Origin of the sequence: Streptomyces sp. NBC_01465, from assembly GCF_036227325.1 — a bacterium.
In the GTDB taxonomy this organism is placed as follows: Bacteria; Actinomycetota; Actinomycetes; order Streptomycetales; family Streptomycetaceae; genus Streptomyces.
In genome coordinates, this window is record NZ_CP109467.1 from 3,987,839 (window position 1) to 4,010,821 (window position 22,983).

At 69.6% G+C, this 22,983-nt stretch carries 25 protein-coding genes; 9 read left to right on the forward strand and 16 right to left on the reverse strand.

The annotated features are described in order from the left end of the window. Nucleotides 1-59: 59 nt before the first annotated feature. Both OG707_RS18795 and OG707_RS18800 read right to left on the reverse strand, forming a co-directional pair. Complete coding sequence (locus tag OG707_RS18795) at nt 60-731, reverse strand: response regulator transcription factor (protein ID WP_329119749.1); 672 nt, start codon at nt 729-731, stop codon at nt 60-62. Between the two features lie 8 nt (nt 732-739). Then, entirely contained in the window at nt 740-1,960 is a 1,221-nt protein-coding gene (locus OG707_RS18800; RefSeq protein WP_329119751.1) for a sensor histidine kinase, read from the reverse strand. Nucleotides 1,961-2,035: 75 nt separating this feature from the next. Between OG707_RS18800 and OG707_RS18805 the strand changes: the two genes are divergently transcribed. Continuing rightward, complete coding sequence (locus OG707_RS18805; protein WP_329119753.1) at nt 2,036-3,283, forward strand: amidohydrolase; 1,248 nt, start codon at nt 2,036-2,038, stop codon at nt 3,281-3,283. On the opposite strand, the gene OG707_RS18810 is transcribed toward OG707_RS18805, so the two are convergent. The 7 genes from OG707_RS18810 to OG707_RS18840 form a co-directional block, all read right to left on the reverse strand. Then, nucleotides 3,273-4,631: a dipeptidase gene (locus OG707_RS18810; RefSeq protein WP_329119755.1), complete on the reverse strand. Its 1,359-nt coding sequence runs from the start codon at nt 4,629-4,631 to the stop codon at nt 3,273-3,275. The genes OG707_RS18805 and OG707_RS18810 overlap by 11 nt on opposite strands. After that, nucleotides 4,628-6,685 (reverse strand): InlB B-repeat-containing protein, encoded by a 2,058-nt coding sequence (locus OG707_RS18815; protein ID WP_329119758.1) that lies wholly within the window; start codon nt 6,683-6,685, stop codon nt 4,628-4,630. Before OG707_RS18815 ends, OG707_RS18810 begins: the two co-directional genes overlap by 4 nt. A gap of 121 nt (nt 6,686-6,806) precedes the next feature. Next, on the reverse strand, nt 6,807-7,298 hold the full coding sequence (locus OG707_RS18820) for a histidine kinase (RefSeq protein WP_329119760.1): 492 nt from the start codon (nt 7,296-7,298) through the stop codon (nt 6,807-6,809). Next, entirely contained in the window at nt 7,295-9,010 is a 1,716-nt protein-coding gene (locus OG707_RS18825; RefSeq protein WP_329119762.1) for a SpoIIE family protein phosphatase, read from the reverse strand. Before OG707_RS18825 ends, OG707_RS18820 begins: the two co-directional genes overlap by 4 nt. A gap of 5 nt (nt 9,011-9,015) precedes the next feature. Then, on the reverse strand, nt 9,016-10,530 hold the full coding sequence (locus OG707_RS18830) for an MFS transporter (protein WP_329119764.1): 1,515 nt from the start codon (nt 10,528-10,530) through the stop codon (nt 9,016-9,018). A gap of 78 nt (nt 10,531-10,608) precedes the next feature. Beyond that, nucleotides 10,609-11,202: an HAD family hydrolase gene (locus OG707_RS18835; RefSeq protein ID WP_329119766.1), complete on the reverse strand. Its 594-nt coding sequence runs from the start codon at nt 11,200-11,202 to the stop codon at nt 10,609-10,611. 4 nt (nt 11,203-11,206) lie between these two features. Continuing rightward, a complete protein-coding gene (locus OG707_RS18840; RefSeq protein ID WP_329119768.1) occupies nt 11,207-11,965 on the reverse strand; it encodes a DeoR/GlpR family DNA-binding transcription regulator in 759 nt (252 codons plus the stop codon). Between the two features lie 73 nt (nt 11,966-12,038). On the opposite strand from OG707_RS18840, the gene OG707_RS18845 reads away from it, so the two are divergent. Genes OG707_RS18845 through OG707_RS18855 form a run of 3 tightly spaced genes read left to right on the forward strand, consistent with a single transcriptional unit; the run spans nt 12,039 to nt 13,974 of the window. Next, entirely contained in the window at nt 12,039-13,211 is a 1,173-nt protein-coding gene (locus OG707_RS18845; protein WP_329119770.1) for an MFS transporter, read from the forward strand. A 50-nt stretch (nt 13,212-13,261) separates the two neighbouring features. Then, nucleotides 13,262-13,711, forward strand: coding sequence for a DUF2871 domain-containing protein (locus OG707_RS18850; RefSeq protein WP_329119772.1), 450 nt, complete (start codon nt 13,262-13,264; stop codon nt 13,709-13,711). A 38-nt stretch (nt 13,712-13,749) separates the two neighbouring features. Then, nucleotides 13,750-13,974: a DUF7489 domain-containing protein gene (locus OG707_RS18855; protein ID WP_329119774.1), complete on the forward strand. Its 225-nt coding sequence runs from the start codon at nt 13,750-13,752 to the stop codon at nt 13,972-13,974. Nucleotides 13,975-13,988: 14 nt separating this feature from the next. Here the strand turns inward: OG707_RS18855 and OG707_RS18860 are convergent, their stop codons facing one another. The 5 genes from OG707_RS18860 to OG707_RS18880 all read right to left on the reverse strand — a co-directional run bounded on the left by OG707_RS18860 (nt 13,989) and on the right by OG707_RS18880 (nt 18,885). Continuing rightward, nucleotides 13,989-14,468, reverse strand: coding sequence for a hypothetical protein (locus OG707_RS18860; protein WP_329119776.1), 480 nt, complete (start codon nt 14,466-14,468; stop codon nt 13,989-13,991). A 29-nt stretch (nt 14,469-14,497) separates the two neighbouring features. Beyond that, nucleotides 14,498-17,452, reverse strand: a complete 2,955-nt coding sequence (locus tag OG707_RS18865) for a tetratricopeptide repeat protein (RefSeq protein ID WP_329119778.1) — start codon at nt 17,450-17,452, stop codon at nt 14,498-14,500. After that, on the reverse strand, nt 17,449-17,778 hold the full coding sequence (locus tag OG707_RS18870) for a trypco2 family protein (protein WP_329119780.1): 330 nt from the start codon (nt 17,776-17,778) through the stop codon (nt 17,449-17,451). Before OG707_RS18870 ends, OG707_RS18865 begins: the two co-directional genes overlap by 4 nt. 79 nt (nt 17,779-17,857) lie before the next feature. After that, entirely contained in the window at nt 17,858-18,067 is a 210-nt protein-coding gene (locus OG707_RS18875; protein ID WP_329119782.1) for a DUF397 domain-containing protein, read from the reverse strand. Beyond that, nucleotides 18,064-18,885: a helix-turn-helix domain-containing protein gene (locus OG707_RS18880; RefSeq protein WP_329119783.1), complete on the reverse strand. Its 822-nt coding sequence runs from the start codon at nt 18,883-18,885 to the stop codon at nt 18,064-18,066. Before OG707_RS18880 ends, OG707_RS18875 begins: the two co-directional genes overlap by 4 nt. 160 nt (nt 18,886-19,045) lie before the next feature. Between OG707_RS18880 and OG707_RS18885 the strand changes: the two genes are divergently transcribed. Both OG707_RS18885 and OG707_RS18890 read left to right on the forward strand, forming a co-directional pair. After that, nucleotides 19,046-19,261 (forward strand): hypothetical protein, encoded by a 216-nt coding sequence (locus OG707_RS18885; RefSeq protein WP_329119785.1) that lies wholly within the window; start codon nt 19,046-19,048, stop codon nt 19,259-19,261. A 340-nt stretch (nt 19,262-19,601) separates the two neighbouring features. Continuing rightward, on the forward strand, nt 19,602-20,012 hold the full coding sequence (locus OG707_RS18890) for an NUDIX hydrolase (protein ID WP_329127870.1): 411 nt from the start codon (nt 19,602-19,604) through the stop codon (nt 20,010-20,012). On the opposite strand, the gene OG707_RS18895 is transcribed toward OG707_RS18890, so the two are convergent. Together OG707_RS18895 and OG707_RS18900 are read right to left on the reverse strand one after the other, a co-directional pair. Continuing rightward, entirely contained in the window at nt 19,996-20,562 is a 567-nt protein-coding gene (locus OG707_RS18895; protein ID WP_329119787.1) for a VanZ family protein, read from the reverse strand. The two genes, OG707_RS18890 and OG707_RS18895, sit on opposite strands and share 17 nt — an antisense overlap. Before the next feature lie 72 nt (nt 20,563-20,634). Beyond that, nucleotides 20,635-20,925 carry a hypothetical protein gene (locus OG707_RS18900; protein ID WP_329119789.1) on the reverse strand — a complete coding sequence of 97 codons (291 nt, stop codon included), beginning with the start codon at nt 20,923-20,925 and terminating at the stop codon, nt 20,635-20,637. A 503-nt stretch (nt 20,926-21,428) separates the two neighbouring features. On the opposite strand from OG707_RS18900, the gene OG707_RS18905 reads away from it, so the two are divergent. The 3 genes from OG707_RS18905 to OG707_RS18915 all read left to right on the forward strand — a co-directional run bounded on the left by OG707_RS18905 (nt 21,429) and on the right by OG707_RS18915 (nt 22,973). Further along, nucleotides 21,429-22,298, forward strand: a complete 870-nt coding sequence (locus OG707_RS18905) for a hypothetical protein (protein WP_329119791.1) — start codon at nt 21,429-21,431, stop codon at nt 22,296-22,298. Nucleotides 22,299-22,369: 71 nt separating this feature from the next. Then, the gene (locus OG707_RS18910; protein ID WP_329119793.1) at nt 22,370-22,723 is read left to right on the forward strand and encodes a hypothetical protein; all 354 of its coding nucleotides are present in this window, start codon (nt 22,370-22,372) and stop codon (nt 22,721-22,723) included. After that, nucleotides 22,716-22,973, forward strand: coding sequence for a hypothetical protein (locus OG707_RS18915; protein WP_329119795.1), 258 nt, complete (start codon nt 22,716-22,718; stop codon nt 22,971-22,973). Before OG707_RS18910 ends, OG707_RS18915 begins: the two co-directional genes overlap by 8 nt. Nucleotides 22,974-22,983: the final 10 nt, after the last annotated feature.

Sequence of the window (22,983 nt, forward strand, 5' to 3'; positions counted from 1 at the left end):
GCGCCGGAGGTCGGCCGAAAGTTGACACCTGGCCGGGAGAAGTGGACGGAGGAGCGGACTCAGGCTTCCGCGGAACCGTCGCCGAGCAGCCCGGTCTCGTACGCCAGGATCGCCGCCTGCGTCCGGTTGTCCAGCCCGAGCCGGGCGAGCATCCGCGAGACGTACGTCTTCACGCTGGCCGGCGAGAGATGCAGCTCGGTGGCGATCTGCTGGTTGGTGAGGCCAGAGCCGATCAGCCGCAGCACCTCGCGCTCGCTGCCGGTGAGGGTGTCGAGCTTCTCCCGTACGTCGTCGGACACGGCCGGAGCCCGGGACCCTGCGCGCTCCACCAGCCGGCCCATGATCTCCGGGGACATCGCACTGCCGCCCGCCGCAACGGCCCGTACGGCGGCGATCAGCTCCTCGGGCCGCGCGTCCTTGAGCAGGAAGCCCGACGCCCCCGCCTCCAGCGCGTCGAGCACCAGGTCGTCCGTCTGGAAGCTGGTCAGGACGAGGATCCGGGGCGGGTCGTCCGGCCGCATGATCTGGACGGTCGCCTCGATCCCGCCGATCTTCGGCATCACCAGGTCCATCAGGATCACGTCGGGCCGGAGCTCGCGGGCGAGGCCGACGGCCTCCGCACCGTCGGCGGCCTCGGCGGCCACCTCGACGTCGTCGTACGCACCGAGCACCGCACGCAGCCCGCTGCGGATGATGCTCTGGTCGTCCACGATCAGCACTCGGACGGTCACGCCCCGACTCAACCAGCCCCGCGCCGGTCCGGCAACGCGACGCTGAGCAGGTGCCCGCCGCCCGCCGCGGGCCCGGCGCTCAGCCGCCCGCCGGCCGCGGTGACCGCCGTACGCAACCCGCTCAGCCCCATGCCGCCCGAGTCGGCGACCACCGGGGAAAGACCCGCCGGGCCGTTCTCGACGTCCAGCCGGATCCACTCGCCCTCCGCCGCGAGCCGCAGGGTCACGTCGGCGCCGCGCGCGTACTTGGCCGCGTTGGTGAGCCCCTCGCGGCCCGCCCTGCGCAGCAGCGTCACGTCCTCGGGGTCCAGCCCGGACAGGTCGCCGTGCACCTCGTGGCGCACCTCCATCCCGGTCGCCCGCATGTTGCGGGCCAGCGAGGCCAGGAAGCGCGAGAAGTCCAGGCCTTCGCCGGATCCGCCGTGGCCCGCCGGATCTCGCATCATGTCCAGCGCCTCGCGCACTCCGGCCATCGCGCCCCGGGCCGACTCCTCGATGGCCGAGGCCCGCTCGGAGAGTTTCTCGTCGCCGGCCACGTCCTGGCGCAGGGCCGTGGCCTGCAGGGTCAGGGCGGTGAGCCGGTGGCCGAGCTCGTCGTGGGTCTGCTGGGCGATGCGGGTGCGTTCCTCCAGTACGGCCAGATCGGCGGCCTGCGTCACGGCCGCGTGCGCCAGCCGCGCCTGGGCCCGCAGCGCGACCATGGCGGCCCGGTGGCGCCGTACGGTCTCGCCGAACAGGGCGGGCAGCAGGATCGCGCTGTTCACGTAGAACACCGGCAGCCGGTCGGCGGGGGTGTGCGGGAGGGCGAACTCGCGGATCGCGAAATAGCCGGCGGCGGCGACCGCCACCCAGGTCCAGCGCCATCTGCGGCCGTACGCGGTCAGTGCGTACGCGGCGAAGAACAGCGGGGTCCGGTCGTCGGAGGCGAGGGTCGCGGCGACCGCCGCCGCCACGCATATCTCGGGGTACGTGCGGCGCAGCAGCAGCGTCGCGGCCACGCCCCAGGTGATCACCACGCTCGTCACATGGTCGGTCACCAGACCCAGCTGGTGGATGCTGTCGAGCGCCAGCGTGGACAGCACGCCGCACGCCAGGGCCAGCGCCACGTCGGCGGCCCGGCCGGCGTTCCCCGGCGCCTGCTCCGTCTCTCCGACCAGCGTCCGCCCGACGAGCCGCGCCCAGGACCGGAGCCGGGAGCTCAGCCGCTCGTGGGGCGCATGGTCCGTCACGTCCGGATCATCGCAAAGAAGACCGCGACCGGCATTCGCAGAGCACGCCGGACGCCGTCGGCCGAGGATGGGGGAATGGACGACATCACCCGTGTACTGGAGGGGCTGGGCGGCATCGCCCCCCGGCTGGAGACTCTCTACAAGGACCTGCACGCGCACCCCGAGCTCTCCTTCGCCGAGACGCGCACCGCGGGCATCGTGGCCGACGGGCTGAAGCAGCTCGGATTCACCGTGACGGAAGGCGTGGGCCGCACCGGCGTCGTCGGCGTCCTCTCCAACGGCGAGGGTCCCCGCGTCCTGCTGCGGGCCGACTTCGACGCGCTGCCGATGGAGGAGCGCACCGGGCTTCCGTACGCGAGCACCGCGGCCGGTGTCATGCACGCGTGCGGCCACGACATGCATGTGACCTGTCTGCTCGGCGCGCTCGAGCTGCTGGCCGGGGCGCGCGACGCGTGGTCCGGCACCGTCGTCGCGGTGTTCCAGCCCGCCGAGGAACTCGGCGAGGGGGCGCGGGCCATGGTCGAGGACGGGCTCTTCGAGACCGTCGGCGTCCCCGACGTCGTCCTCGGCCAGCACGTCGCACCCGTGCCGGCCGGGGTCATCGGGTGCCGGCCGGGGCCCGCAATGGCGGGCGGTGACACCCTGCACGTGCGGATGTTCGGGCGGGGCGGGCACGGTTCGCGGCCCGAGACGACCGTCGACCCGGTGGTGATGGCCGCGTCCACCGTGATGCGGCTGCAGACGGTGGTCTCGCGGGAGATCGCCGGGTCGGAGACCGCGGTCGTGACCGTCGGCGCGATCAACGCCGGGACGAAGGACAACATCATCCCGGACGAGGCCGAACTCAAGCTGAACGTCCGCTCGTTCACGCCCGAGGTGCGCACCACCGTCCTGGACGCGATCGCCCGGATCGTACGGGCCGAGGCCGCGGCCTCCGGCGCCGACCGCGAGCCGGAGATCGAACCGATCGCCTCGTTCCCGGTCCTGGTCAACGACGCGGCGGCCGTCGACCGCACCCTGGGCGCGCTGCGCGCCCAGTTCGGCGACGCGGCCGTCATCGACCCCGGCGTCGTCACCGGAAGCGAGGACGTCGGTTATCTCGCCTCGGCCTCCGGAGCGCCGCTCTGCTTCTGGTTCTTCGGCGGCATCGACCCGGCCGTCTTCGGGGCCGCCGCCCAGGCCGGCACCCTCGCCAAGGACGTCCCGTCCAACCACTCGCCGCTCTTCGCCCCGGTCGTCGGCCCCACGGTCGACGCGGGGGTGCGGGCGATGACGGCGGCGGCGCTGGCCTGGCTGGGCGCCGGCGGTCCCGCTACCGGCTGAAGGCGGCCGCGTACTCCTTCAGGAAGAGCGCCTCGACGTGCGCCATGTGCTCGATCTCGGTCGGGTCGACGCTCTCGTTGGGTGCGTGGATGAGGCAGCGCGGCTCCTCGACGCCCATCAGGATGATCTCCGCGCGCGGGTACGCGCCGGCGAGGACGTTGCACAGCGGGATGGAGCCGCCCTGGCCGAGGAAGGCCAGGGGCTTTCCGTAGACCTCGCGCATCGCCTTGCCGAGCGCGCCGTACGCGGGGCCTTCCGTGGCCGCCCGGAACGGTGAGCCCGTCCCCTCGGTCTCCACCTCGACCCGGGCGCCCCACGGGGCGGCCCCGGTCAGGTGCGCGGCCAGCGCCTCGCGGGCCGCCTCGGCGTTCATCCCGGGCGGTACGCGCAGGCTGACGCGGGCGCGGGCGGTGGCGGGCACGGCGGCGGCGGAGCCGACGACGGGCGGGCAGTCGATGCCGAGGACGGTGACGGCGGGGCGGGCCCAGAGGCGGTCGGCGACGGAGCCCGTCCCGGTCAGCCGTACGCCCTCCAGCACACCCGCGTCCTTGCGGAACTGCTCCTCGTCGTAGCCCTCCCCCTCCCAACTCCCTTCGCAGTCAAGGCCGTTGATACGGGTCGCGCCCGTCTCGGGGTCCCTCATCGAGGCGAGCAGCTGCACGAGCGCGGCCAGCGCGTCGGGAGCCGGGCCGCCGAACATGCCCGAATGGATCTCGCCCTCAAGGGTGTTGACCGTGACGACGACATTGGCGAGCCCGCGCAGCGAGGTGGTCGCCGTCCCGACGCCGACCGCCGCATTGCCCGTGTCGCAGATCAGCAGCGCGTCCGCGAGGAACTCCTCCGGGTGCGCGGCCACGTACTCTTCGAGCCCGCCCGTGCCCTGCTCCTCCGAGCCCTCCGCGACGAACTTGATGCCGACGGGTACGTCGTCGCCGAGCGCTCGCAGCGCCGTGAGGTGCATGACGATGTTGCCCTTGCAGTCCGCCGTCCCGCGCCCGTACCAGCGCCCTTCGCGCTCGGTGAGTGCGAAGGGCGGGGTCGTCCAGGCGTCGTCGTCGAGCGGGGGCTGCACGTCGTAGTGGCAGTACAGCAGGACGGTCGGGGCTCCCGGCGGGGGCGGCCGGTGCCCGATCACGGCGTGGCTGCCGTCCGGTGTCTCCACCAGGTGTACGTCGTGGAGACCCGCCTCGGTGAAGGCGTCGGCGACCCACTGGGCGGCCCTCCGGCACTCCTCGGGCGGGTACTGGCGCGGGTCGGCGACCGAGGGGATCGCCACCAGCTCGGTGAGGTCGGTGCGGGCGCGGTCCATCAGCCCGGCGGTGCGGCGGGCCAGGTCGGTCTCGCTCATCGGGTGCTCCTGGTGGTGTCGGATGCCGGGCGGAACACGGCTGTCAGCGTGTGGCCGCGCTCCTCGAAACTGACCGCGGTCTCGCCCTTGGCGCGCTCCTCGTCGCCGCCGTACGGGGCGCCGTCGAGCAGCCAGTCCGTGAAGACGAATCCGGGCGCGGGGACGGCGGTGACGGACACGGTGTCGCCGTCCGAGTAGGGGCCGGGCTCGGAGGCGGTGAGCGTGCCGGTGCCTCCGGTCGTACGGAGGTCGAGGGTGTGGCGGCGGCGTTCGAAGACGGCGGTCAGGGCCATGTCGTCCTCGCCGACGTCGAGCGCGACGGTGTCGTCGTCACCGGCCGCGGAACCATCCAGGCGCCAGCCCGCGAAGTCCCAGCCGGGGGCGGGCTCGGCCTCGTACAGCAGGTCGGCGCCCTCCAACTCCGCCCGCTTGGAAGGGGACTTGACGACCTTGCCGGAGCCGACGGAGCGGACGCTCACCTTCGAAGTCGGCGTCTTCCCCTTGCGGAAGAGCGCGGTGAGCGTGTGGTCGGCGCGGACCGCGACCCGCATCGAGGCGTCCTTGCCGCCCTTCGCCGGGCGGCCGTCGAGCTGCCAGCCCGCGAAGACGTAGCCCTTGCGCGGCTCGGCGGAGAAGGTCGCGGTGGTGGCCAGGGGGTAGGGGCCGGGCGTGCCCGCGTCGACCTTGCCGGCGCCGCGCGGGGAGACGGCGGTGGTGACGGAGCAGAGCGAGTCGTCGGAGCGGGCCTGGCGGTAGGCGGCGACCGCCTTGGCCGTACGGGCGAAGATGTCGGCGGTGTCGGCCTCGTTGGGGCGGCCGAGGGGGGCGCCGAGCGGCTGGCCGCGGTAGGTCCGGTGGGGGTTCTCGAAGTGGTTGATGCGGTTGCAGCGGCCGTGGGTGGCGCGGCGGCAGCCCGATTCGTACGCCATGATCGACGACCAGTCGCCGGACTTGGGGAAGTAGCCGTTGGCGCCGTAGGGCGGGGGCTGGTGGGGCTGGGTGGTGCGGTCGTGCGAGGCGCCCAGGTTGTGGCCGAGTTCATGGGCGAAGGAGTAGTGGCCGATGGCGCTCTGGGCGACGACCGTGTACCCGTAATTGGCCGTGGCGGGCGAGGGCTTGGAGGGGACGTAGCCGAGGCCGCCGAAGTCGCGGCCGCCGGTGATGACGGTGACCTGGTCGGCGCCGTAGCGGTCGCGGAGGGCGGGGAGTTCGTCGGCCACCTTGTCGTGCGGGGTGACGGCCGCGGTCAGCAGCGGGGCGCCGACCTTGTCCAGGCGGGCGGGGACGGAGCGCAGGGGCGCGGTGTGCACGAGGCGGACGCGGACCTTGGCGCCGCTGACCGCGAACGCGCTGTTGGCGAGGGTGACGGCACGGGCGATCGCGGCCCGCACCTGCCGGTCGCCGCCGGCCTCCTTGCGGGCACGCGGGGTGTACGCGACGAGAGTGTCGACGAGCGAGGTGGACCGGCCGCCCTTGCAGCGGGGCTTCGGCGCGGGGCCGTGGCGCTCCTGCGCGGCGGCGGGAACCAGGGGCGGCGGGGCGACCTTGGGCTCGTCCTCGTCGGTGAGCGGGGTGAGCTGGCTGATCGTCACGGCGCCGGGGCCCTCGGGGTCGATGGCGTAGGTGTCGCCGCCGAGGACGAACTGCGCGCCCAGGTACTCGTTGCCGGGGTGACCGTCGCAGCCGCCCTCCAGAGTGACGACGACCTGCTGGTCGGTGGTGCCGTCCACGACCCCCGTCCACACCTGCCGCCCGTCGACGACGGTCAGGGAGGTCTCCACGGCCCGTACGGTCATGTCGTCGAAGAGCGGAAAGAGCACCACATGGCCGGCGCCCCGCCCGCAGACGGGATCGAGCGCCTCGGGCACGACGCGGGCGTGGCGCATCCGTACGGCCTCGCCGCCGAACTCCTCGGCGGAGTCGGCCGGATCGTCACGCCTGATCTCCGGGGTTACGGCGCCGAGAACCGAGGCCTGCGCCTCCGCAGGGACCTGCACGGCCCCCGCGAGGAGCAGCGCCGCCACCGCTCCCGCCATCACACGTACGCGGACCATCGCCGCCACCGCCCGTTCCTCTTCACACCGGCTCGACGTCCGGACCGAGGAGATCCCTTCCGTGGACGGGGGCGGGGATCACGGCAGGGGGCGCGGTGTCACTCCTCCGCGACGGGTGCGCCTACTCCGGCTCCGCCGCCTTCTCCGCCGCCTCCACCTGCTCCGTGAACTCCTTCGCCGACATCCGCTCGACCGTCCCGCCGTGCTCCCGCGCCAGCGCATCGGCGGGCTCCGGGTCCGTCTCGTGCAGATCCAGTACGAGCATCGCGGACCCGTCCTCGACCCTGCTGCTCAGCACGATCAGCCCCGCCCCGCCCTCCATCAGCGCCTTGTTCTCCGCCGCGTTGGCGAGTGCCGCGCCCGCCGCGCTGCCGATCAGCACGCCGATCGGGCCGCCGAGCAGCCCCACGAGTCCGCCCACCACACCGCCGCCCACCGTGGGCACTCCGGCGCCGCGCACATGGTTCTCGGGTACGTCGAAGACGCCCTCCGCGTCACGTTCCAGGACCGCCGCCTGGCGCAGGCCGGACAGTTCGAGGGCGTCCTCGTACGCGGCCCGGCCGCGCGCCGGGTCGGAGAAGGTGATCAGCAGAAGCTTGTGGTTCTCGCTCATGTCGGGTGGTCTCCCTTGTCGTAGCCCGAAGTGCTCCGGATCCGTGAGGCGAGCACCGCGATGTCGTCCTCCGCGTCCTGGCCGAACCGGTCGAGGGTGTCCTCCACCAGGTCGTCCAGGCGCCCGCTCACGGGTACGCGCAGGCTGGTCAGCCGGTTCAGTGACACGTCGATGTCCTCCCCTCGCCGCTCCACGAGCCCGTCGGTGTACATGAACAGGATCGTGCCGGGGCCGCAGGCCACCGTGGCCGTCTCGTACCCCCCGAAGCCCGTGCCAAGCGGCGGCCCGACCGGTACGGGGACGAGCCTCGCCCCCGCGTACGGGTCGATGAAGACCGGTGGCAGATGCCCCGCGCTGGAGATCTGGCACACCGAGTGGAAGCGGTCGACGACCGCCAGCAGGCAGGTCGCCGCCCTGTCGAGGCCCGAGCGTTCCACCATCAGGTCGAGGCGTTCCAGGATCCGGTGCGGCTCCAGATCGTCCTCTGCGAGCAGCCGCAGCAGCGCCCGGTAGTGGCTCATGGCGACCGCCGCCTCCACCCCGTGTCCCATGACGTCGCCCATCGCCTTGAGGTGGCGGCCGTCCGACAGGGGTACGACGTCGAACCAGTCGCCGCCGACCACCGCGCCCCGGTCGGCGGGCAGATAGCGGGACGCGACCTCGATGTGGGGGTGGCGGCCGCGCGGTTCGGAGAGGAGGGAGCGCTGGAGTTCGAGGGCGATGCTGTGCTCGTGGGTGTAGCGGCGGGCGTGGTCGAGGTCGACGGCGGCCCGGCTCGCGAGCTCGCGCGCGACGACCACGTCCTCCTCGGTGAAGGCGGGCGAATCGCCTGCCCGTACGAGCGTGAGCGTGCCCAGCGGATGGCTGCGCGCGGCGAGCGGGACGACCAGCGCGGAGTGCAGGCCGAGGGCCCGGTAGGCGACGACGCGTTCGGGGTCGGGGGCGGAGCTGCGGATCTGCTCGTCGCTGTAGAGGTTCTCCATGACGGGCTGGTTGGCGGCGAGGCAGCGCGGGTTGGCCGCGTCCTCCTGGTAGTCGATGTACTCGCCGGGCTCCCCGAACTGCCCTGCTGCGTCCCGGAGTTCGGGTACGGCGGCCATCGCGGCCCGGCGCAGCCGCAGCACCCCTTCGGGTGCGGGGCGGGCGCCGGGACGCACCTCCGGCGGGAAGACCTCGACGCTCGCCAGGTCGGCGAGGTGGGGGACGACGAAGTCCGCCAGTTCGCGGCAGGTGGTGTCCATGTCGAGAGTGGTGCCGATGCTGGTGGCGGCGATGTCGAGGAGCGCCAAGTGGGCGCGGGCGCGCTCCAGTTCGACCTGCTGCTCCTGCGAGGCGCTGACCTCCAGGACGATGCCGACCAGTCCGTGGATCCGGCCGTCTCGCTCCAGGCGGTGGTACGCGCCGTGCCAGTACCGCTTCTCCAACCCGGAGGGCGCCTGCGTGTGTCCGCTGGAGGTGGTCTCGCGCGGCACCCCGTCGGCGAGCACCCGGCGCAGGACGTCCTCGCGGGCGTCGATGCCGGGCAGCACCTCGGCGATGGTGCGGCCCAGGTGGGCGGCGGCGGGGACTCCGTTGAACCGCTCCAGCGCCGGGTTCACGTACAGATAGCGGAGCTCGGTGTCGAGGACGGCCACACCGGCCGTCGTACCCTCGGCCACTGCGGCCAGGAGCGCCGGATCGAGCGGTGGCGGACCATCGGCTTCGGCGCTCAAGGGCGTCACATGTGCACGGCCGGGGCCGCGTCCTCGTCCACGGGATGGATCTGTGGCGCGCCTCGCCGGTAGAGGACCACCGTGACCAGCAGACCGATCGCGAAGAAGCCCGCCGACCACCAGTACGCGGTCGAGTAGCTCTCCAGCTGCGCCTGCGCCTGGACGCCAGGGGTCGGCTGCTTGCCGACGAGGTAGCTGGTGGCTGCGCTCGTGGCCAGGGTGTTGAGGAGGGCCGTACCGATCGAACCGCCCACCTGCTGGCTGGTGTTGACCATCGCCGAGGCGACACCGGCGTCGTGCGGCGCGACGCCCGACGTCGCCAGGCTCATGCCCGGGGCGAAGATCAGACCCATGCCGGCGCCCATCACGAGCAGCGGGAACAGGACGTGGGGGACGTAGGAGCTGCTCAGGTCGAGCCGGGTCAGCCACACCATGGCGATGGCGCCCAGTCCCATGCCGGTGGGGACGATCGGCTTGGCGCCGAAGCGCGGGACCAGGTTGTTGGTCGTGATCACCGAGACGACGACCATGACGGCCACCATCGGGAGGAAGGCCAGACCCGTCTTGACGGGGGTGTAACTCAGCGACTGCTGCAGGTAGTACGTGAGGAAGAGGAAAACCCCGAACATGCCCGCGCCCGAGATGAACATGGCCAGGAACGAGGCACCCCGGTCACGGTCGAGGACGACGCGCAGCGGCAGCAGCGGGTGTTCGGCCCGCGTCTGCCACCAGGCGAAGGCGGCGATGAGGATCGCGCCGACCACCAGGAAGCCCCAGGTCTGGAACGAACCCCAGCTGTGCGTCTCGGCGTTGGCGAATCCGTACACGATGCCGAACAGACCGAGGGAGACGAGGATCGTGCCGGGCACGTCCAGGGTGGGGCGGTCCGCGGGGGCGCCGGGCTGGAGCAGACGAACGGCGCCGACGAACGCGATGACGGCGATGATGAGGTTGACGTACAGGCACCAGCGCCAGTCGAGGTACTCGGTCAGGATGCCGCCGAGCAGGAGGCCCACCGCACCGCCGGCACCGGCGATCGCACCGTAGATACCGAAGGCCTTCGCCCGTTCCTTCGGGTCGGTGAAGGTGGTCGTGAGGAGCGACAGCGCGGCGGGCGCGAGCAGGGCGCCGAAGACACCCTGCAGGGCGCGGGCCGAGACGAGCATGCCGAAGTTGGTCGCGGCGCCGCCGAGCGCGGAGGCGAGAGCGAAGCCGACCAGTCCGATGAGGAAGACGCGCTTGCGGCCGATGAGGTCGGCGATGCGTCCGCCGAGGAGGAGGAGCGAGCCGAAGGCGAGGGCGTACGCGGTGACGATCCACTGCCGGTTGCCGTCACTGAAGCCGAGGTCGGCCTGGGCGGAGGGCAGCGCGATGTTCACGATCGTCGCGTCGAGGACCACCATGAGCTGGGCGAGTCCGATGACCCCCAGCACCCACCAGCGGTGGGAGGGGTGGTCGGCGTCGGGTCCTCGCTTGTGCTTGGCACCCGTGGATATGGCGTCCTCGGAGCTGGTGGCCATGGCGCGGATCTCCTCACAACAGCAAGCTCCCCCGGACTCACGCTAAGCGGAGGGGTGGGTTCCTGCATGCGGAGAGGGCTACGGGGCTGCGCTGAGGGCCTCCCGGAGCGGGGCGATGCCGGTGAAGAGGTGGCCGCGCAGGCCGGTGGCTTCGGCGGCCACGATGTTCTCGCGGCGGTCGTCGACGAAGAGGACGCGGGCCGGGTCCTCGCCCAGGGCCTTCCGGCACCAGAGGTAGGCATCGGGGTCGGGCTTGGCGTGGCCGATGCGGCAGGAGAAGGCGCGGAACTCGAAGTGCTTGAGCCAGGGGTGGTGGGCCTCGTAATGGACGGCCAGCTCTTCGGGGATGTTCGAGAGCAGGGCGATGCGGCGGCCGGATGCGGCGAGCTCGGAGATCAGGTCGACCATCTCGTCGTCGACGGCGCTCCAGCTCGCGATGTCGGCCTCGATCAGCGCGGCGGTACGGGTCGCGTCGGGGAGGGTGCCGAGGACGTGCTCCCAGTAGGTGGCCCCGGTCAGCTGCCCGCTGTCGTAGCGCGGCCGGTAGGCCCAGTAGGCGCCCCAGAAGGCGGGCGCGGGCACGCCGGCCGTCTTCACGAGGCGGTCCTTGCCCTCCTCGGACTGCTGGCGGGCGATGACGCCGAAGAGATCGAAGAGCACGGTGCCTGTCATCAGGTCACACCTTTCGTACGGTCACGCCTGCCGCGACCAGCGCGTCCGTGGCCTCCTCCGGCGCGTCCGTGTCGGTGACGACGGCGTGCAGGGCGGAGGCGGGGACGACGTGGGCGAGGGCGGTACGGGAGAGCTTGGCGGAGTCGGTCGCGACGACGACCCGGCGGGCGGATGCGATGGCGGCGCGCTTGATGGCGGCGTCGTCGAGGTCGTACGCGGTGAGCCCGTCGGCTGCGGTGAGCCCGCAGCAGCCGATGACGGCGGTGTCGAAGCGCAGGGCGCGGAGGGAGGCCTCGGTCAGCGGCCCGGTGAGCTGGAGTTCGCCGGGGCGGGGGCGGCCGCCGGGGACCAGGAGGGTGAGCTGCGGCGCCGAGGTGAGGGCGTTGACGGCGTGGAGCGAGAGCGGCATCACGGTGAGGCGCCGGTGTTCGAGGGCGCGGGCCACTTCCAGGCAGGTGGTGCCGCTGTCGAGGACGACGGACTCGCCGTCGGCGATGAGGTCCGCGACCTCGGCGGCGATGCGCTGCTTGAGGGCGAGTCCGTCCTGCGCGCGGAGCGCGAAGGGGGGCTCCTCGCCGCGGAGGAGGAGGGTGCGGGCGCCGCCGCGGTAGCGCTCCAACACGCCCTGCTCGGCAAGGAGTTCGAGGTCGCGGCGGATGGTCATTTCGGAGGCGCCGGTGAGGGCGGCCAGATCGGCGACGCCGATGCTGCCTGCCTCGCGTACGGCGTCGGTGATCTGTCGCAGTCGGTCGGTACTGGCCATACCTCAATTGAACATGAAGAGTGTCCGTAAAGCAATCTTCCGAACACAAACAATGTTCGTTATGTTTGTAACCATGAACAGATCCCTCAGGGCCGCACGGGTGGCCACGTTCGCGTACTTCACGCTCACCGGCTTCCTCATGGGCATGTGGATCGTCCACATCCCCGCGATCGAGCACCGGGCCGGCATCAGCCACGCCGTGCTGGGCTGGCTCCTGCTGCTGCTCGGCGCCGGCGCCTTCGTGGCCATGCAGATCGCGGGCCCGCTCGCGGACCGCTTCGGCGCCCGTACGGTCGTCCCCGTGAGCGCGGCGCTGCTCAGTGCGGCCGTGATCCTGCCGGGCCTGGCGACCGGCCCCTGGGTGCTGGGGGCGGCGCTACTCGTCTTCGGCTTCGGCAACGGCTGCCTCGACGTCTCGATGAACGCGCACGCGGTGCAAGTGGAGCGGGCGTACGAACGCCCGGTGATGTCCGCGTTCCACGCGACGTTCTCGATCGGCGGGGTGGCGGCGGCCCTGGTGGGCGCACGGACGCTGAGCTGGGACTGGTCCCCGGCGGTGACACTGGGGGCGGCGGGGGTGCTGGGCCTGGCGGTGGCGTTCGCGGCGGCCCCGGCACTGCTCCCGCACACACCCCAACTCGCCACTCCCGCAACGAAGTCCGGCCGTCGCGCCGCGACACCGCGCCGGATCTGGTACCTCGCGGCCCTCGCCCTCATGCTGATGCTCTGCGAAGGGGTCGCAAACGACTGGAGCGTGCTGCATCTGCGCGACGTCCTGGATGCCCCGGCGGCCACGGCGGCACTCGCGTACGGAGCCTTCGCAACGGCGATGACGGCAGGCCGCTTCCTCACGGACCGCCTGGCCGCACGCTTCGGCCCGCCGGCGATCCTCCGTTACGGAGCGGCGCTGGGCGCGGTCGGCCTGACGGTGGCGGCGCTCTCCCCCTGGATACCCCTGGCGCTGATCGGCTGGACACTCTTCGGCTGCGGCCTGTCGGGCTGCATCCCCCAACTGTTCAGCGCAGCAGGCCACTTCGACCCGGACGCGGCGGGCGCGAACGTCTCGCGGGTGGCGGGCCTCGGCTACCTGGGGATGCTGGCGGGCCCGGCGGTGATCGGCCCGCTGACGCACTTCGTCCCGCTGAACGTGACGTTCTTCCTGCCGGTGGCGTTCTGCGTGGTCGCGGCGTGCGCGGCGGGCCCGCTGCTGCGGACGGAGCGCCCGGCGGACCTGGTGAGCCGCTGATTTTGCGGATCCCCTGCGTCCGGCGGCCGGCCCGGGTGACGATCACCGCCATGAAGAAGCTCTACTACGCAGCCCACACGTACATGATCGTCGGAGTCGTCAGCGGCCTCTACTACCGCGAGATCACCAAGCACTACGACTTCACCGGTGACAGCCAACTCGGCGTGGTCCACACGCACTTGCTCGCACTCGGGATGCTGTTCTTCCTGATCGTGCTGGCCCTGGAAAAACTGTTCACACTCTCGGCCAACAGACGGCTCTTCACGTGGTCGTTCTGGGTCTACAACGCGGGCCTGGCGCTCACGGTGACCATGATGACGATCCACGGCACGCAGACGGTGGCCGGAGCGAAAACGAGCGAGGCGATCTCGGGGATCGCGGGCCTGGGCCACATCGTGCTGACGGTCGGCCTGATCCTCTTCTTCGTGAACCTGGGCAAGCGGATACCGGCTGCCAAGGCGGGTACCCCTCAACCGGAGCCGGTGAAGGCGGAGGTCTGACCAGGGCGGTCCGGGCTGCCTGCGCATAGGGTGTGGATATGTTCAATTCGAGGCGAATCAAGGCTGAGGATTCCTGGCAGGGCAGCATCGTCGACAAGAGCCGCAACATGCCGGACGGCTCGAACATGTACCACTACATCCACGTCGAACTGTCCGACGGCCACACCAAGAAGTTCCGTATCGACAAGGAACTGTGGGCGGCTCTGGAGATCGGCGACGCCCTGGTAAAGCACCCCGGCGACCCAAACCCCAAGAAGCAATAGCCCCCGGAACCAAGTCAGTTCAGGATGTCCCGCAGCCGAGTCGACGTCGGCCGGTCCGCGTCGTCCTTCTCCCAGAACAGCGTCAGCACGAGGCCCAGCGGATCCGTCCCCTGCCCTTCCCGCGCACGCGCCTTGGCCACTGAGGGGGTGTCGATGAAGCCGGCGTCGGGCTCGGTGAACAGGTCCGGGAGCTGGGCGCGGCGGGGCGCGAACGGCCAGTAGTGCCACACCAGGCCCTTCGTCCGACATGCGGTCTCGCCGATGTACCAGATCGCGCCCTGCAGGAAGGGATCCATGCGCCCGGCATGGATGTCGGCCTCGCTCCCGTAGCGGGACCGCACCAACGCCTCCAGCACGTCCAGCGAATCGGGCGTGAAGTCCCACCGCTCGGAGGAGTGCCCTGTCTGCTTGGCCCAGGCGCCGAATCCGTCCGCACGCTCGGCCAGCCACGCCTGAAGCTGCCGCCCGGTCCGCCCACCCGGCTGATCACTCATGCAAGCCACCCTAGAACCCTGCTCCCTGCTCAGCTCTTGCGAGCGTGCTTGAGATTGTTCCGAAATATCTGAGTAGTTGGGTGATCGTCACCCAGCACCCGCGCCGAGTCGGCCAACGTCTGTTCGTACAGGGGAATCGCCCGCGCCAGATCACCGGCCAACTCATGGGCGCCAGCAAGGTTGTTGCGGGAGATGAAGGTGTCGGGATGCTCCTCACCCAACACCCGGACCGAATCGGTCAACACCTGCTCGAACAGGGAAATCGCCCGCGCCGGGTCACCGGCCGACTGATAAGCGGCGGCGAGGTTGCTGCGGATGGACAGCGTGTCGGGATGCTCCTCACCCAACACCCTGATCCGATCAGCCAACGTCTGCTCGAACAAGGGGATGGCCCGCGCCGGGCCACCGCCCAATTGATAGGCGTAGGCCAAATTATTGCGGGAGATGAAGGTGTCGGGATGCTCCTCACCCAACACCCTGATCCGATCGGCCAACGTCTGCTCGTACAGGGGAATCGCCCGCGCCGGGTCACCGGCCGACTGATAGGCGTAGGCAAGATTGTGGCGCGAGCCGAGGGTGTTGGGATGATCCTCGCCCAGCGCGCGGATCGAGTCGGCCAACGCCCCCTCGTACATGGGGATCGCCCGCTCCAGATCACCGGACGACTGATAGGCGTAAGCAAGATTGTTGCGAGTGGTAAGGGTGTTGGGGTGATCCTCGCCCAGTACCCGGATCGAGTCGGCCAACGTCCCCTCGTACATGGGGAGCGCCCGCTCCAGATCACCAGCCAACTCATAGGCGCCAGCAAGGTTGTTGCGGGAGCCCAAGGTGTCGGGGTGATCCTCACCCAACACCCGGATCGAGTCGGCCAACGTCCCCTCGTACATGGGGAGCGCCCGCTCCAGATCACCAGCCAACTCATAGGCGCCAGCAAGGTTGTTGCGGGAGATCAGGGTGTCGCGATGATCCGCCCCCAACACCCTGATCCGATCAACCACAGCAATGCCGAGGTGGGCAATTGCGCGTGTCAGGTCACCCTGGCCCCGTAAGAAGGCACCGAGCTCGTTGTGGAGGTAGGACGTGTTTTCCGTGCCAGTCGGGATATGGCTGAGGAGAGCCTCTGTATGCGGCAAAACGGTACGTCGGAGCGCCCATGTTGCCGGGTCCTGATGAGCTCCGATCGGTACCCTCCTCAGTTGCTCGGCGGCCTCCTCGCTCGCGCTTTTGATGTCCTCGGCACGACGGTGCGGATCGCCGGGTGTGCCCGTGTCAGGTGTCCGGGCAACAGCCTGGACCAGTCGGTGAACCGCGATGGTCGCCGTCTCCGAGTCAAGGGTGACCATGCTGTACGCAGCGAGCCGCCCCAGCGCTGTGTTGACCTCTGGTGGTGTCCCCAAGTCGTCGATCAGGAATCGCGGAATATTGTCCGGTGCATACCAGGCCAGGATCCGCAGGATCCGCCCGGCCAGGGGATCGCCGGCCAGACGATCGAGTGTGATGCTCCAGATCCGGGCCGTCGTCCGACGGGCCCGCTTCTCGCTGTCGGCCTCCTCGCCAAACAGAGTCCCGGGTGTCTCGAACATCGCCGCTGCGTGCTCGGCCAGCATCTCCAAGTACGTCCGTGCTGCGATACCTGTAGTTGCGCAGTACGCCGCGGATTGTTCTACTGCCAGTGGCAGGCAGCCGAGTTCGGCGCACAGGTCCGCTACACCGTCCGTTGTTCGCGGTCCATTGCCGGAGGCAATCCTGGTGAACAGGTCCATCGCCTCACTCGACGACAGAACATCCAGGCGTACTGATTCGGCTGCTGCCCAGCCCTGGGAAAGACGGCTGGTGATGACGAACCGCCCGGTGGTGAGGTTCGCCAGCAGGTACTCAACATCGGCGGGGTTATTCACGTTGTCCAACACCACCAACCAGTTCTGGTGGGTGGCCAACCACCGCAAGGCCTGACCGCGGAGGTGCTCCGACTCGAGCGTCTGGGCGGAGCCCACCCGCAGTTCAGCGCCCAGAGACGTTAGGCCGGCGGCAACACCGGCGGGGGAGTCCGCGGTGATCCACCACACCGGGTGGTCCGGGTCAGCATGCTTCGCTATCCAGTGGGCAACCAGCGTGGACTTCCCGATCCCGCCGAGCCCGTACACAGCCTGGACGACAACCGCCGACGCATCTGCCAGGCGTTCGCCCAGCAGCCGAAGTTCACGGGCACGCCCGACAAACGTACTCGGATGGAAGGGGATGTTCCGCAAGCCTAAGGGCCACGATACGTTTTCGATCGGGACGGGCCGGTCGGGATGGCCGGTCTTCGGCCGACAGACGGAGAGCTCTTCGGCTGAGGCAGGCAGGTCCAACAGCGCTGCGACGAGGGCCAGTTCTGCCGGCGACAGCTGGCCGTACCACTCCCCTACCGTGCTGAGCGTCAGCTGTGGGCCCTGCTGGTGATGGTGGTCCTTGACCAGCCCGATCACCCGGCCATCCGCGAACACCGCCGACCCGGAGACGCCGCCCCACGGGCAGGCCTTCGGATCCGGCTCGGGTGGGTCGACTTCCGTGGCGATGGTGAGGTCGCCCGTACGTAACCCTTTGCCGCTGACCCAGCCATGGAAGTCGTGACTTTCGCGGCCGAGCGACGCGTTGGCCGCGTTCTCTCGCAACATGAAGCGCGGGAAGCCAGTGCCCGTGCACGGCAACCTGTCGGCCCCGCCCCGTTCCACCTGGCCGAACTCCACCGGCTCGTCCGCGATGCCGGGCGGGGTCTCGCACAAGAGGATCGCGAGATCAGCGGCCTCCGAACGCACAGCCACGCTGGCCACCGTGGTCTCCCACTGACTGTGGTCGCTGCGGAATCCGACCACATAGGACGGCTCCGCGCCCTCCACACTGTGGGCTGCCGTGATCACCACACCAGACCGTGCGACGTAACCCGAGGCGACCTTCTTGCCCGCGAAGATCTGCACGACCCGGTCGGGGTCGGGCCCCTTCATCGCCCGGGCCTGTCCTCACCGGACACTGTGTCGTCGGCGACCTGTGTCGGCACCCGCGCCCCAGTGGGGTCGGCCGGGTTCACCATCGTCGGCGTGAGCGGAATGGTGACCTTGTGCAGCGAGGTACGGCTCGCCCCCGCGCTTACGCTCGCGTCGACAACCCAGAAGCGGACCTTGCCCTTGGCTTCCACGTCGACCTTCATCTCGACGTGCGTCTCCAGGACGATCGTGCCGAGTTCGAACTGGATGGCCTCACCCGCGCCGGCCGAGACGGCCAGGCTGATCTCTTCACGCAGATCCTGGATCACCTTCGACAGCTCAATCATCGTTCCCCCACCGCTTGCACGTCCCTGCCCGAAAGGTAGCGGCTGCGGGCAGGGCTCAGGAGAGGAATGGACGGAAGGCTCAGGTCTCGCCGAACTCCCTTGCCTGTACGGCAGTTACGAAGGACGACCAGGCCGCGCGACCGAAGACGAGCGCCGGTCCGTGGGGGTCCTTCGAGTCCCGGACGGGAACGGCGCGGGCGATCCCGCTCCCCACCTCAAGGCAGTCGCCACCATTGGTGCTGTAGCTGCTCTTGCGCCATGCAACGGGCAGCTCATGTGCGCTGATCATTTGCCTAACTCCTCAATGTGTCTGCCGATCAACTCGGCTGACGCGTCGGGCGATAGAGCCACCGCCCTGAGCAGATCATAGGCATGCAGCCCTTCGGTGACGTCCCGTGCGTCGAGGGCGATCCGCCCCTGGGAAAAGCCGTCCACGAAGAGCACATCCGAACCTTCGCTGAACCCCAGAACCGTGAACGATCCAGCCAGGCCCGGATGCGCCGCAACCTCCCGCGGAATCACCTGAATCACGATCCTGGGCTCCCTGCCAGCGGTCACCAGACGCCCCAACTGCTGGCGCATGACAGCCGTGCCACCGATCTGCCGCATCAGTACGTACTCGTCCACGATGAACCAGGTCCTGGGCGGAGTCTCCCGCTCGAAGACCGACTGCCTGGTCATCCGGGCCGCGACCAGGTCCTCAAGGTTGTCTGCACGTACGGCAGTCAGCATCGCCCGCGCGTACTCCTCTGTCTGCAACAGGCCAGGGATGATCTGATTCTGGAACGAACGCACCGACGTTGCGTCGTGCTCCAACTGCACGATGGGCAGGAACCAAGACGGATACGCGTACCGGACGACCAGCGGATGCAGCCGCCCGAAGTGGCCGTCCGTCCTGAACGCCAGATCCAGATCCCGAGCCAGGTCCGCCGAAGGGACCCTCTTCGCTGCCTCGATCTTCGACAGCATGGACTGAGTGGTGTGCGCCTTTCTCGCCGCCTCCTCCTGGGACATTCCAACGCTCGTACGAATGCGCCTGACCTCCGTCCCGAAGAATGCGAGCAGCGACGTCGTCGGGTCCGGTAGCGGGTCCGTCTCCACGGCCATGTGCAACCCCTTTGAGCTATGACAACTCACCAGTCATGACCGCTCGCCATGACCACATTCCTGTCATGCGGTTGTCCCTTTTCGAGAGTACGCAACAACCGATAACTCTGTTGGGACAGAAAGCAATTGGGCACACGGACCTTCGAGAGGCGTGACGCGTATGACAGACCGAGACGCGAAAATCAGGGATGCGAGGGCGGCCCGCGACGAGCTGGCGGCCGCGCTCAGCGCGGCGGGCATCCAGTTCCCCGCGCTGGACGTCGTGCCGTTCCGACGTGGCACGGCCTCAGCGCACGCCCTGGTCGACCTGGGCGTGTGCGCTCCACCAGTCGCCCGCGCGCTGGCCGCCACCATCCGGAAGGGGGCGGGCGCATGACGACCGTTCGGGTCGGTCAGCTCGTACGCGACGAGGCGTCCGGCCGGGTGGGTGTGCTCATGTACTGCGGGGCGTGGGAGGACCCGACCGTGAAGCGGTACGGCCAATTGCCTTCCCGTGTCGAACAATTGGCATTCCTCCGTCCAGTTCGCGGCGGCATCGAATGGACCACGTGCCCGGGAAACGTGACACCTCTCGAATGCGCGGACTCCGTATGACGCGTGCGGTCGACGCCCCCTTGTTCATGTCGTGCGACCACACCGCGACGGAATCCCTGAACGGCAAGACCTGTTGCACACGCTGCGGAGAGCAGCTCTACCTTCAACACCCGCTGCACTCGGTGTCCGTCGCAGGCGTGGTGATCCGCGAGGACGGCCGTGCACTGGCCATTCAGCGTGCAGACAACGGCGCTTGGGAGCCGCCGGGTGGGGTGCTGGAGATTCACGAGTCACCCGAGGACGGTGCGCGCCGGGAGATCCGGGAAGAGACCGGGCTCGATGTCGAGGTCGAACGACTCACCGGCGTCTACAAGAACCTGTCCCGGGGGATCGTGGCTCTGGTCTTCCGCTGCCGCGTCAGCGGCGGAGTCGCTCGCCCCACGGACGAAACCAGGGCCGTCGACTGGCTGACTCCGGACGAGGTCACAGCCCGGATGACAGAGGCGTACGCGGTCCGTCTGCTCGACGCCTGGTCCGACGGGCCGCCGAGTGTACGCACGCACGACGGGGTTCGGCTTACCCCTGTGGCCTGACGGAAGGTTCTGCCAAGTAGGCGCGGCGCGGAGGATACGCCAGGGCGCCGCCGACCACGCCGCCCAGGGTGTTGAACAGGACGTCGTCGACGTCCACGGTCCGGCCTGCGTTCATCGCGTACTGCGCCGCCTCGATCAGCACACTCAGCGCGAGGCAGATCAGAACGGTCCTGCCCAGGCGCGGTCGCCGGGTGACGAACACCAGCAGCAGGCCGAGCGGGACGAACATCAGGGCGTTCGCCAGTTGAAGCCGCAGGATCATTTCGGGCTCCGCGCTGCCCATGCCGATCGTAGACAGGTCGTCGCCCCACAAGCCTTCGCCAGGCACCCACGAGACGTACCGCTGGCCACCGCTGCCGATCGGCTGACTCGGGATCAGCGTGGCTGCCAGGACTACCACCGTGCAGCACGCGAGCAGCAGCCGGGACAGCACTGGGACGACGTCTGCTGTGCGCGGTTCCACTGCGGCAGCCACCCACGCGCTGACCGCGCACAGGAGGAGGAATCCCGCCACGGTAGCGAAGTTCAGCCAGAAGATGATTTCCCACATAACGGCATTCCCCTTGGCGGTGGGCAGGGATCCGGGTGCCACGTGAATGGCGCGGCACCCGGAAGGCTACCGTCAGGGGCAACGCCACTTGGTGACGTACATCTTGCCCTTGTATTCCATGACGCCCCGGATGCAATCGTCGGCGTTCACGGAGTGCTTCTGACTCAACTCGGCGTAGCCGCCGACCGAACTGAGCTTCTTGCTGCCGTAGTAGTTCGGCAGAGCAACGATCTTGCTGTTCTTGCGCTGGTCACCAAGCATCACAGTGATCGCGCCGCCGTTGCGGGAGTAGCCGACGGTCCATGTGTAGGTTGCCGTTTTGCCGAGCTTGCCGCCAGTGATGCACAGGTTCCCGTTGTCCAACTCGCCGCACCCTGGTGGCGTTGCGGTCTCGGACGCGGCCGCGGACGGAGCAGCGATGACGCCGGCCCCCAGAATGGAGACCAGTGATACGGACGTTCCCAGGAACCGCCTAGTGTTCTTCACTCTTCGAACCCCCGTTTGCTGTATGTGCTTTATCGGGGAGTACCCGGAAATGAGAACGCCGGAAACACGTCGCATAAGAAGAAAGCATTTTCCATCGCTCGTGGAAAACCTCGACTTCATGTCCGGGCAGGGGTCCGCCGCCCGGGTCTTGAGACCCGGGATCCGAGACGTGCCCGTTGTACGTACTAGAGGGGGTTGGGGGAGGAAGGTTTCCCCCCTACCTGCCCCCAACTGCCATGACAACCAAGGGAGATGACAATTTGTGATCGTGTGGCCACGTGCCGTGAAACTCGTGTAGCGTGCGCCACAACTGATCGACCCCCGGTCGACGCATGCAACGTCTCCGGGGGTCTGACCAACGATCGAGGAGCAACTCGACCATGGCTGTAGCTCAGCTTATCTTCAGCGCCCCCACGTCCGCCCACCCCCTGGCCAACCCCGGCTACGGGAAGCGCAGCGCGCCCGCCCAGAACCCCTCCGGTGACGACGACTTCGCCGGATTGACGCCGCTGGCTCGGGCCCTCGGTGCGTACATCGACCAGCTTCCCGACGGTGCAGCGATGGGCATCAAGGCGCTCGCCTCCCAGCTTCCGCACGGGCAGGCTGCAATCTCCACCGCCCTCAACTGCCTGTCCCAGGGCGGGTACTTGCGGCGCGTGCAGGAGCTGCTGGACGGCGGCACCCGGTGGGTGACCAGGACCTACTTCAGCCGTACCGCCCGCGTCGACGCGTGGTGGAAGGCGTGGCTGGGCGGGCTCGACATGAACTCTTGGCAGGAGGAACCAGTGGTGAAGGTTCAGCAGCGGAAGAAGGACCAGGAGCAGGAGCCTTCGCGGGCCTACGTCCTGCTCGCGACGCTCCATCTCGCCGACCGGCGGCTCGCCCTCTCCGCGAAGGACTGCGAGCGGCTGGCGCCCCTGGTCGAGCGGTGGTTCGAGCGCGGCGCGGACGAGGACCGGATCCGGGCCGAGATGACCGCGCTGCTGCCGCCCGAGGTCAAGATCCCGGGGATGTTCGTCGCCCGCCGCCTCACGGACAAGCTCCCGCCCGCGCCCCGGGCGGAGTCCGCGCGCCCTGCCGTACGGCGCATGATGCTCTGCACGCAGTGCGAGAACCCGGGCGAGCCCGACGCCCTGCCGGGCGGGCTCTGCGCCGAGTGCCGCGAGGCGCCGGTTGCCATGGACGCGGGGCTCGCGGAGGCGAACGTACGGGCGCTCGCGGCCGAGGTGCGCAAGGGGATGCGAGCGTGAGCGCGATGTCGGTGGGGCGGACTAGCCTGGCAGCAGGTCGTGAGTCGTGCCGGGAGCAGAGGGGCCAGAACATGAGCGCACAGCAGATGGCACACGGTGACGCCCTCATCGCCAAGCCGGAGCTGAAGCTCCGTGCGCTGCGCGAAGCCGTGGCCAAGGTGGCGCCGTCTCGGCTCTCCGAGTTCTTCGAGGAGATGCAGGCTGCGTTCGAGCGCGCCGAGGAGGCCGAGAGTTTCGGCCCCATCCGGCTCTTCCACATCCGTTGGGGTGTGGAGGTCGAGATCGCACGCCACCCGGAGACACTGCGTCGGCTGCGTACGGCCGAGCAAGCGATGAACAGCGACGACGCCGACGTGCGGCAGACGGCGGTCGACGAGATCGGGGAGATCGTGCGGGCTGCTCACCGCGAGGTGGAGGGTGGCTGAGTGGCACTGGGAGCTGTTCCGGGACGACACGCTGGAGGGGCTGCCTCATGAGGCCGTCACCGCGGTAAAGCAGCTGATGGAGCAGATCACCACGCGCGAATCCATGATCTTCCTCGATGGCGCGTCATACACCGGCGACAACCCGCCATCGCGCACGGAAGCCACCAATCCGCTCATGGTGAACTACCTGACCGATGTTCGCGGTGAGCGTGTGGTGCTCATCCAGGTGACCTGGAACGGCACGGGTTAACGGCCGCTGT

What these genes read in the sequence shown, in the direction of transcription:
- OG707_RS18895 (WP_329119787.1), bottom strand. Translation starts at nt 20,562, where the DNA reads ATGTGGGAAATCATCTTCTGGCTGAACTTCGCTACCGTGGCGGGATTC.
- OG707_RS18840 (WP_329119768.1), bottom strand. Translation starts at nt 11,965, where the DNA reads ATGGCCAGTACCGACCGACTGCGACAGATCACCGACGCCGTACGCGAG.
- OG707_RS18875 (WP_329119782.1), bottom strand. Translation starts at nt 18,067, where the DNA reads ATGATCAGCGCACATGAGCTGCCCGTTGCATGGCGCAAGAGCAGCTAC.
- OG707_RS18810 (WP_329119755.1), bottom strand. Translation starts at nt 4,631, where the DNA reads ATGAGCGAGACCGACCTGGCCCGCCGCACCGCCGGGCTGATGGACCGC.
- OG707_RS18820 (WP_329119760.1), bottom strand. Translation starts at nt 7,298, where the DNA reads ATGAGCGAGAACCACAAGCTTCTGCTGATCACCTTCTCCGACCCGGCG.
- OG707_RS18865 (WP_329119778.1), bottom strand. Translation starts at nt 17,452, where the DNA reads ATGAAGGGGCCCGACCCCGACCGGGTCGTGCAGATCTTCGCGGGCAAG.
- OG707_RS18905 (WP_329119791.1), top strand. Translation starts at nt 21,429, where the DNA reads ATGGCTGTAGCTCAGCTTATCTTCAGCGCCCCCACGTCCGCCCACCCC.
- OG707_RS18885 (WP_329119785.1), top strand. Translation starts at nt 19,046, where the DNA reads ATGACAGACCGAGACGCGAAAATCAGGGATGCGAGGGCGGCCCGCGAC.
- OG707_RS18815 (WP_329119758.1), bottom strand. Translation starts at nt 6,685, where the DNA reads ATGGTCCGCGTACGTGTGATGGCGGGAGCGGTGGCGGCGCTGCTCCTC.
- OG707_RS18910 (WP_329119793.1), top strand. Translation starts at nt 22,370, where the DNA reads ATGAGCGCACAGCAGATGGCACACGGTGACGCCCTCATCGCCAAGCCG.
- OG707_RS18805 (WP_329119753.1), top strand. Translation starts at nt 2,036, where the DNA reads ATGGACGACATCACCCGTGTACTGGAGGGGCTGGGCGGCATCGCCCCC.
- OG707_RS18855 (WP_329119774.1), top strand. Translation starts at nt 13,750, where the DNA reads ATGTTCAATTCGAGGCGAATCAAGGCTGAGGATTCCTGGCAGGGCAGC.
- OG707_RS18830 (WP_329119764.1), bottom strand. Translation starts at nt 10,530, where the DNA reads ATGGCCACCAGCTCCGAGGACGCCATATCCACGGGTGCCAAGCACAAG.
- OG707_RS18860 (WP_329119776.1), bottom strand. Translation starts at nt 14,468, where the DNA reads ATGAGTGATCAGCCGGGTGGGCGGACCGGGCGGCAGCTTCAGGCGTGG.
- OG707_RS18845 (WP_329119770.1), top strand. Translation starts at nt 12,039, where the DNA reads ATGAACAGATCCCTCAGGGCCGCACGGGTGGCCACGTTCGCGTACTTC.
- OG707_RS18880 (WP_329119783.1), bottom strand. Translation starts at nt 18,885, where the DNA reads ATGGCCGTGGAGACGGACCCGCTACCGGACCCGACGACGTCGCTGCTC.
- OG707_RS18850 (WP_329119772.1), top strand. Translation starts at nt 13,262, where the DNA reads ATGAAGAAGCTCTACTACGCAGCCCACACGTACATGATCGTCGGAGTC.
- OG707_RS18835 (WP_329119766.1), bottom strand. Translation starts at nt 11,202, where the DNA reads ATGACAGGCACCGTGCTCTTCGATCTCTTCGGCGTCATCGCCCGCCAG.
- OG707_RS18870 (WP_329119780.1), bottom strand. Translation starts at nt 17,778, where the DNA reads ATGATTGAGCTGTCGAAGGTGATCCAGGATCTGCGTGAAGAGATCAGC.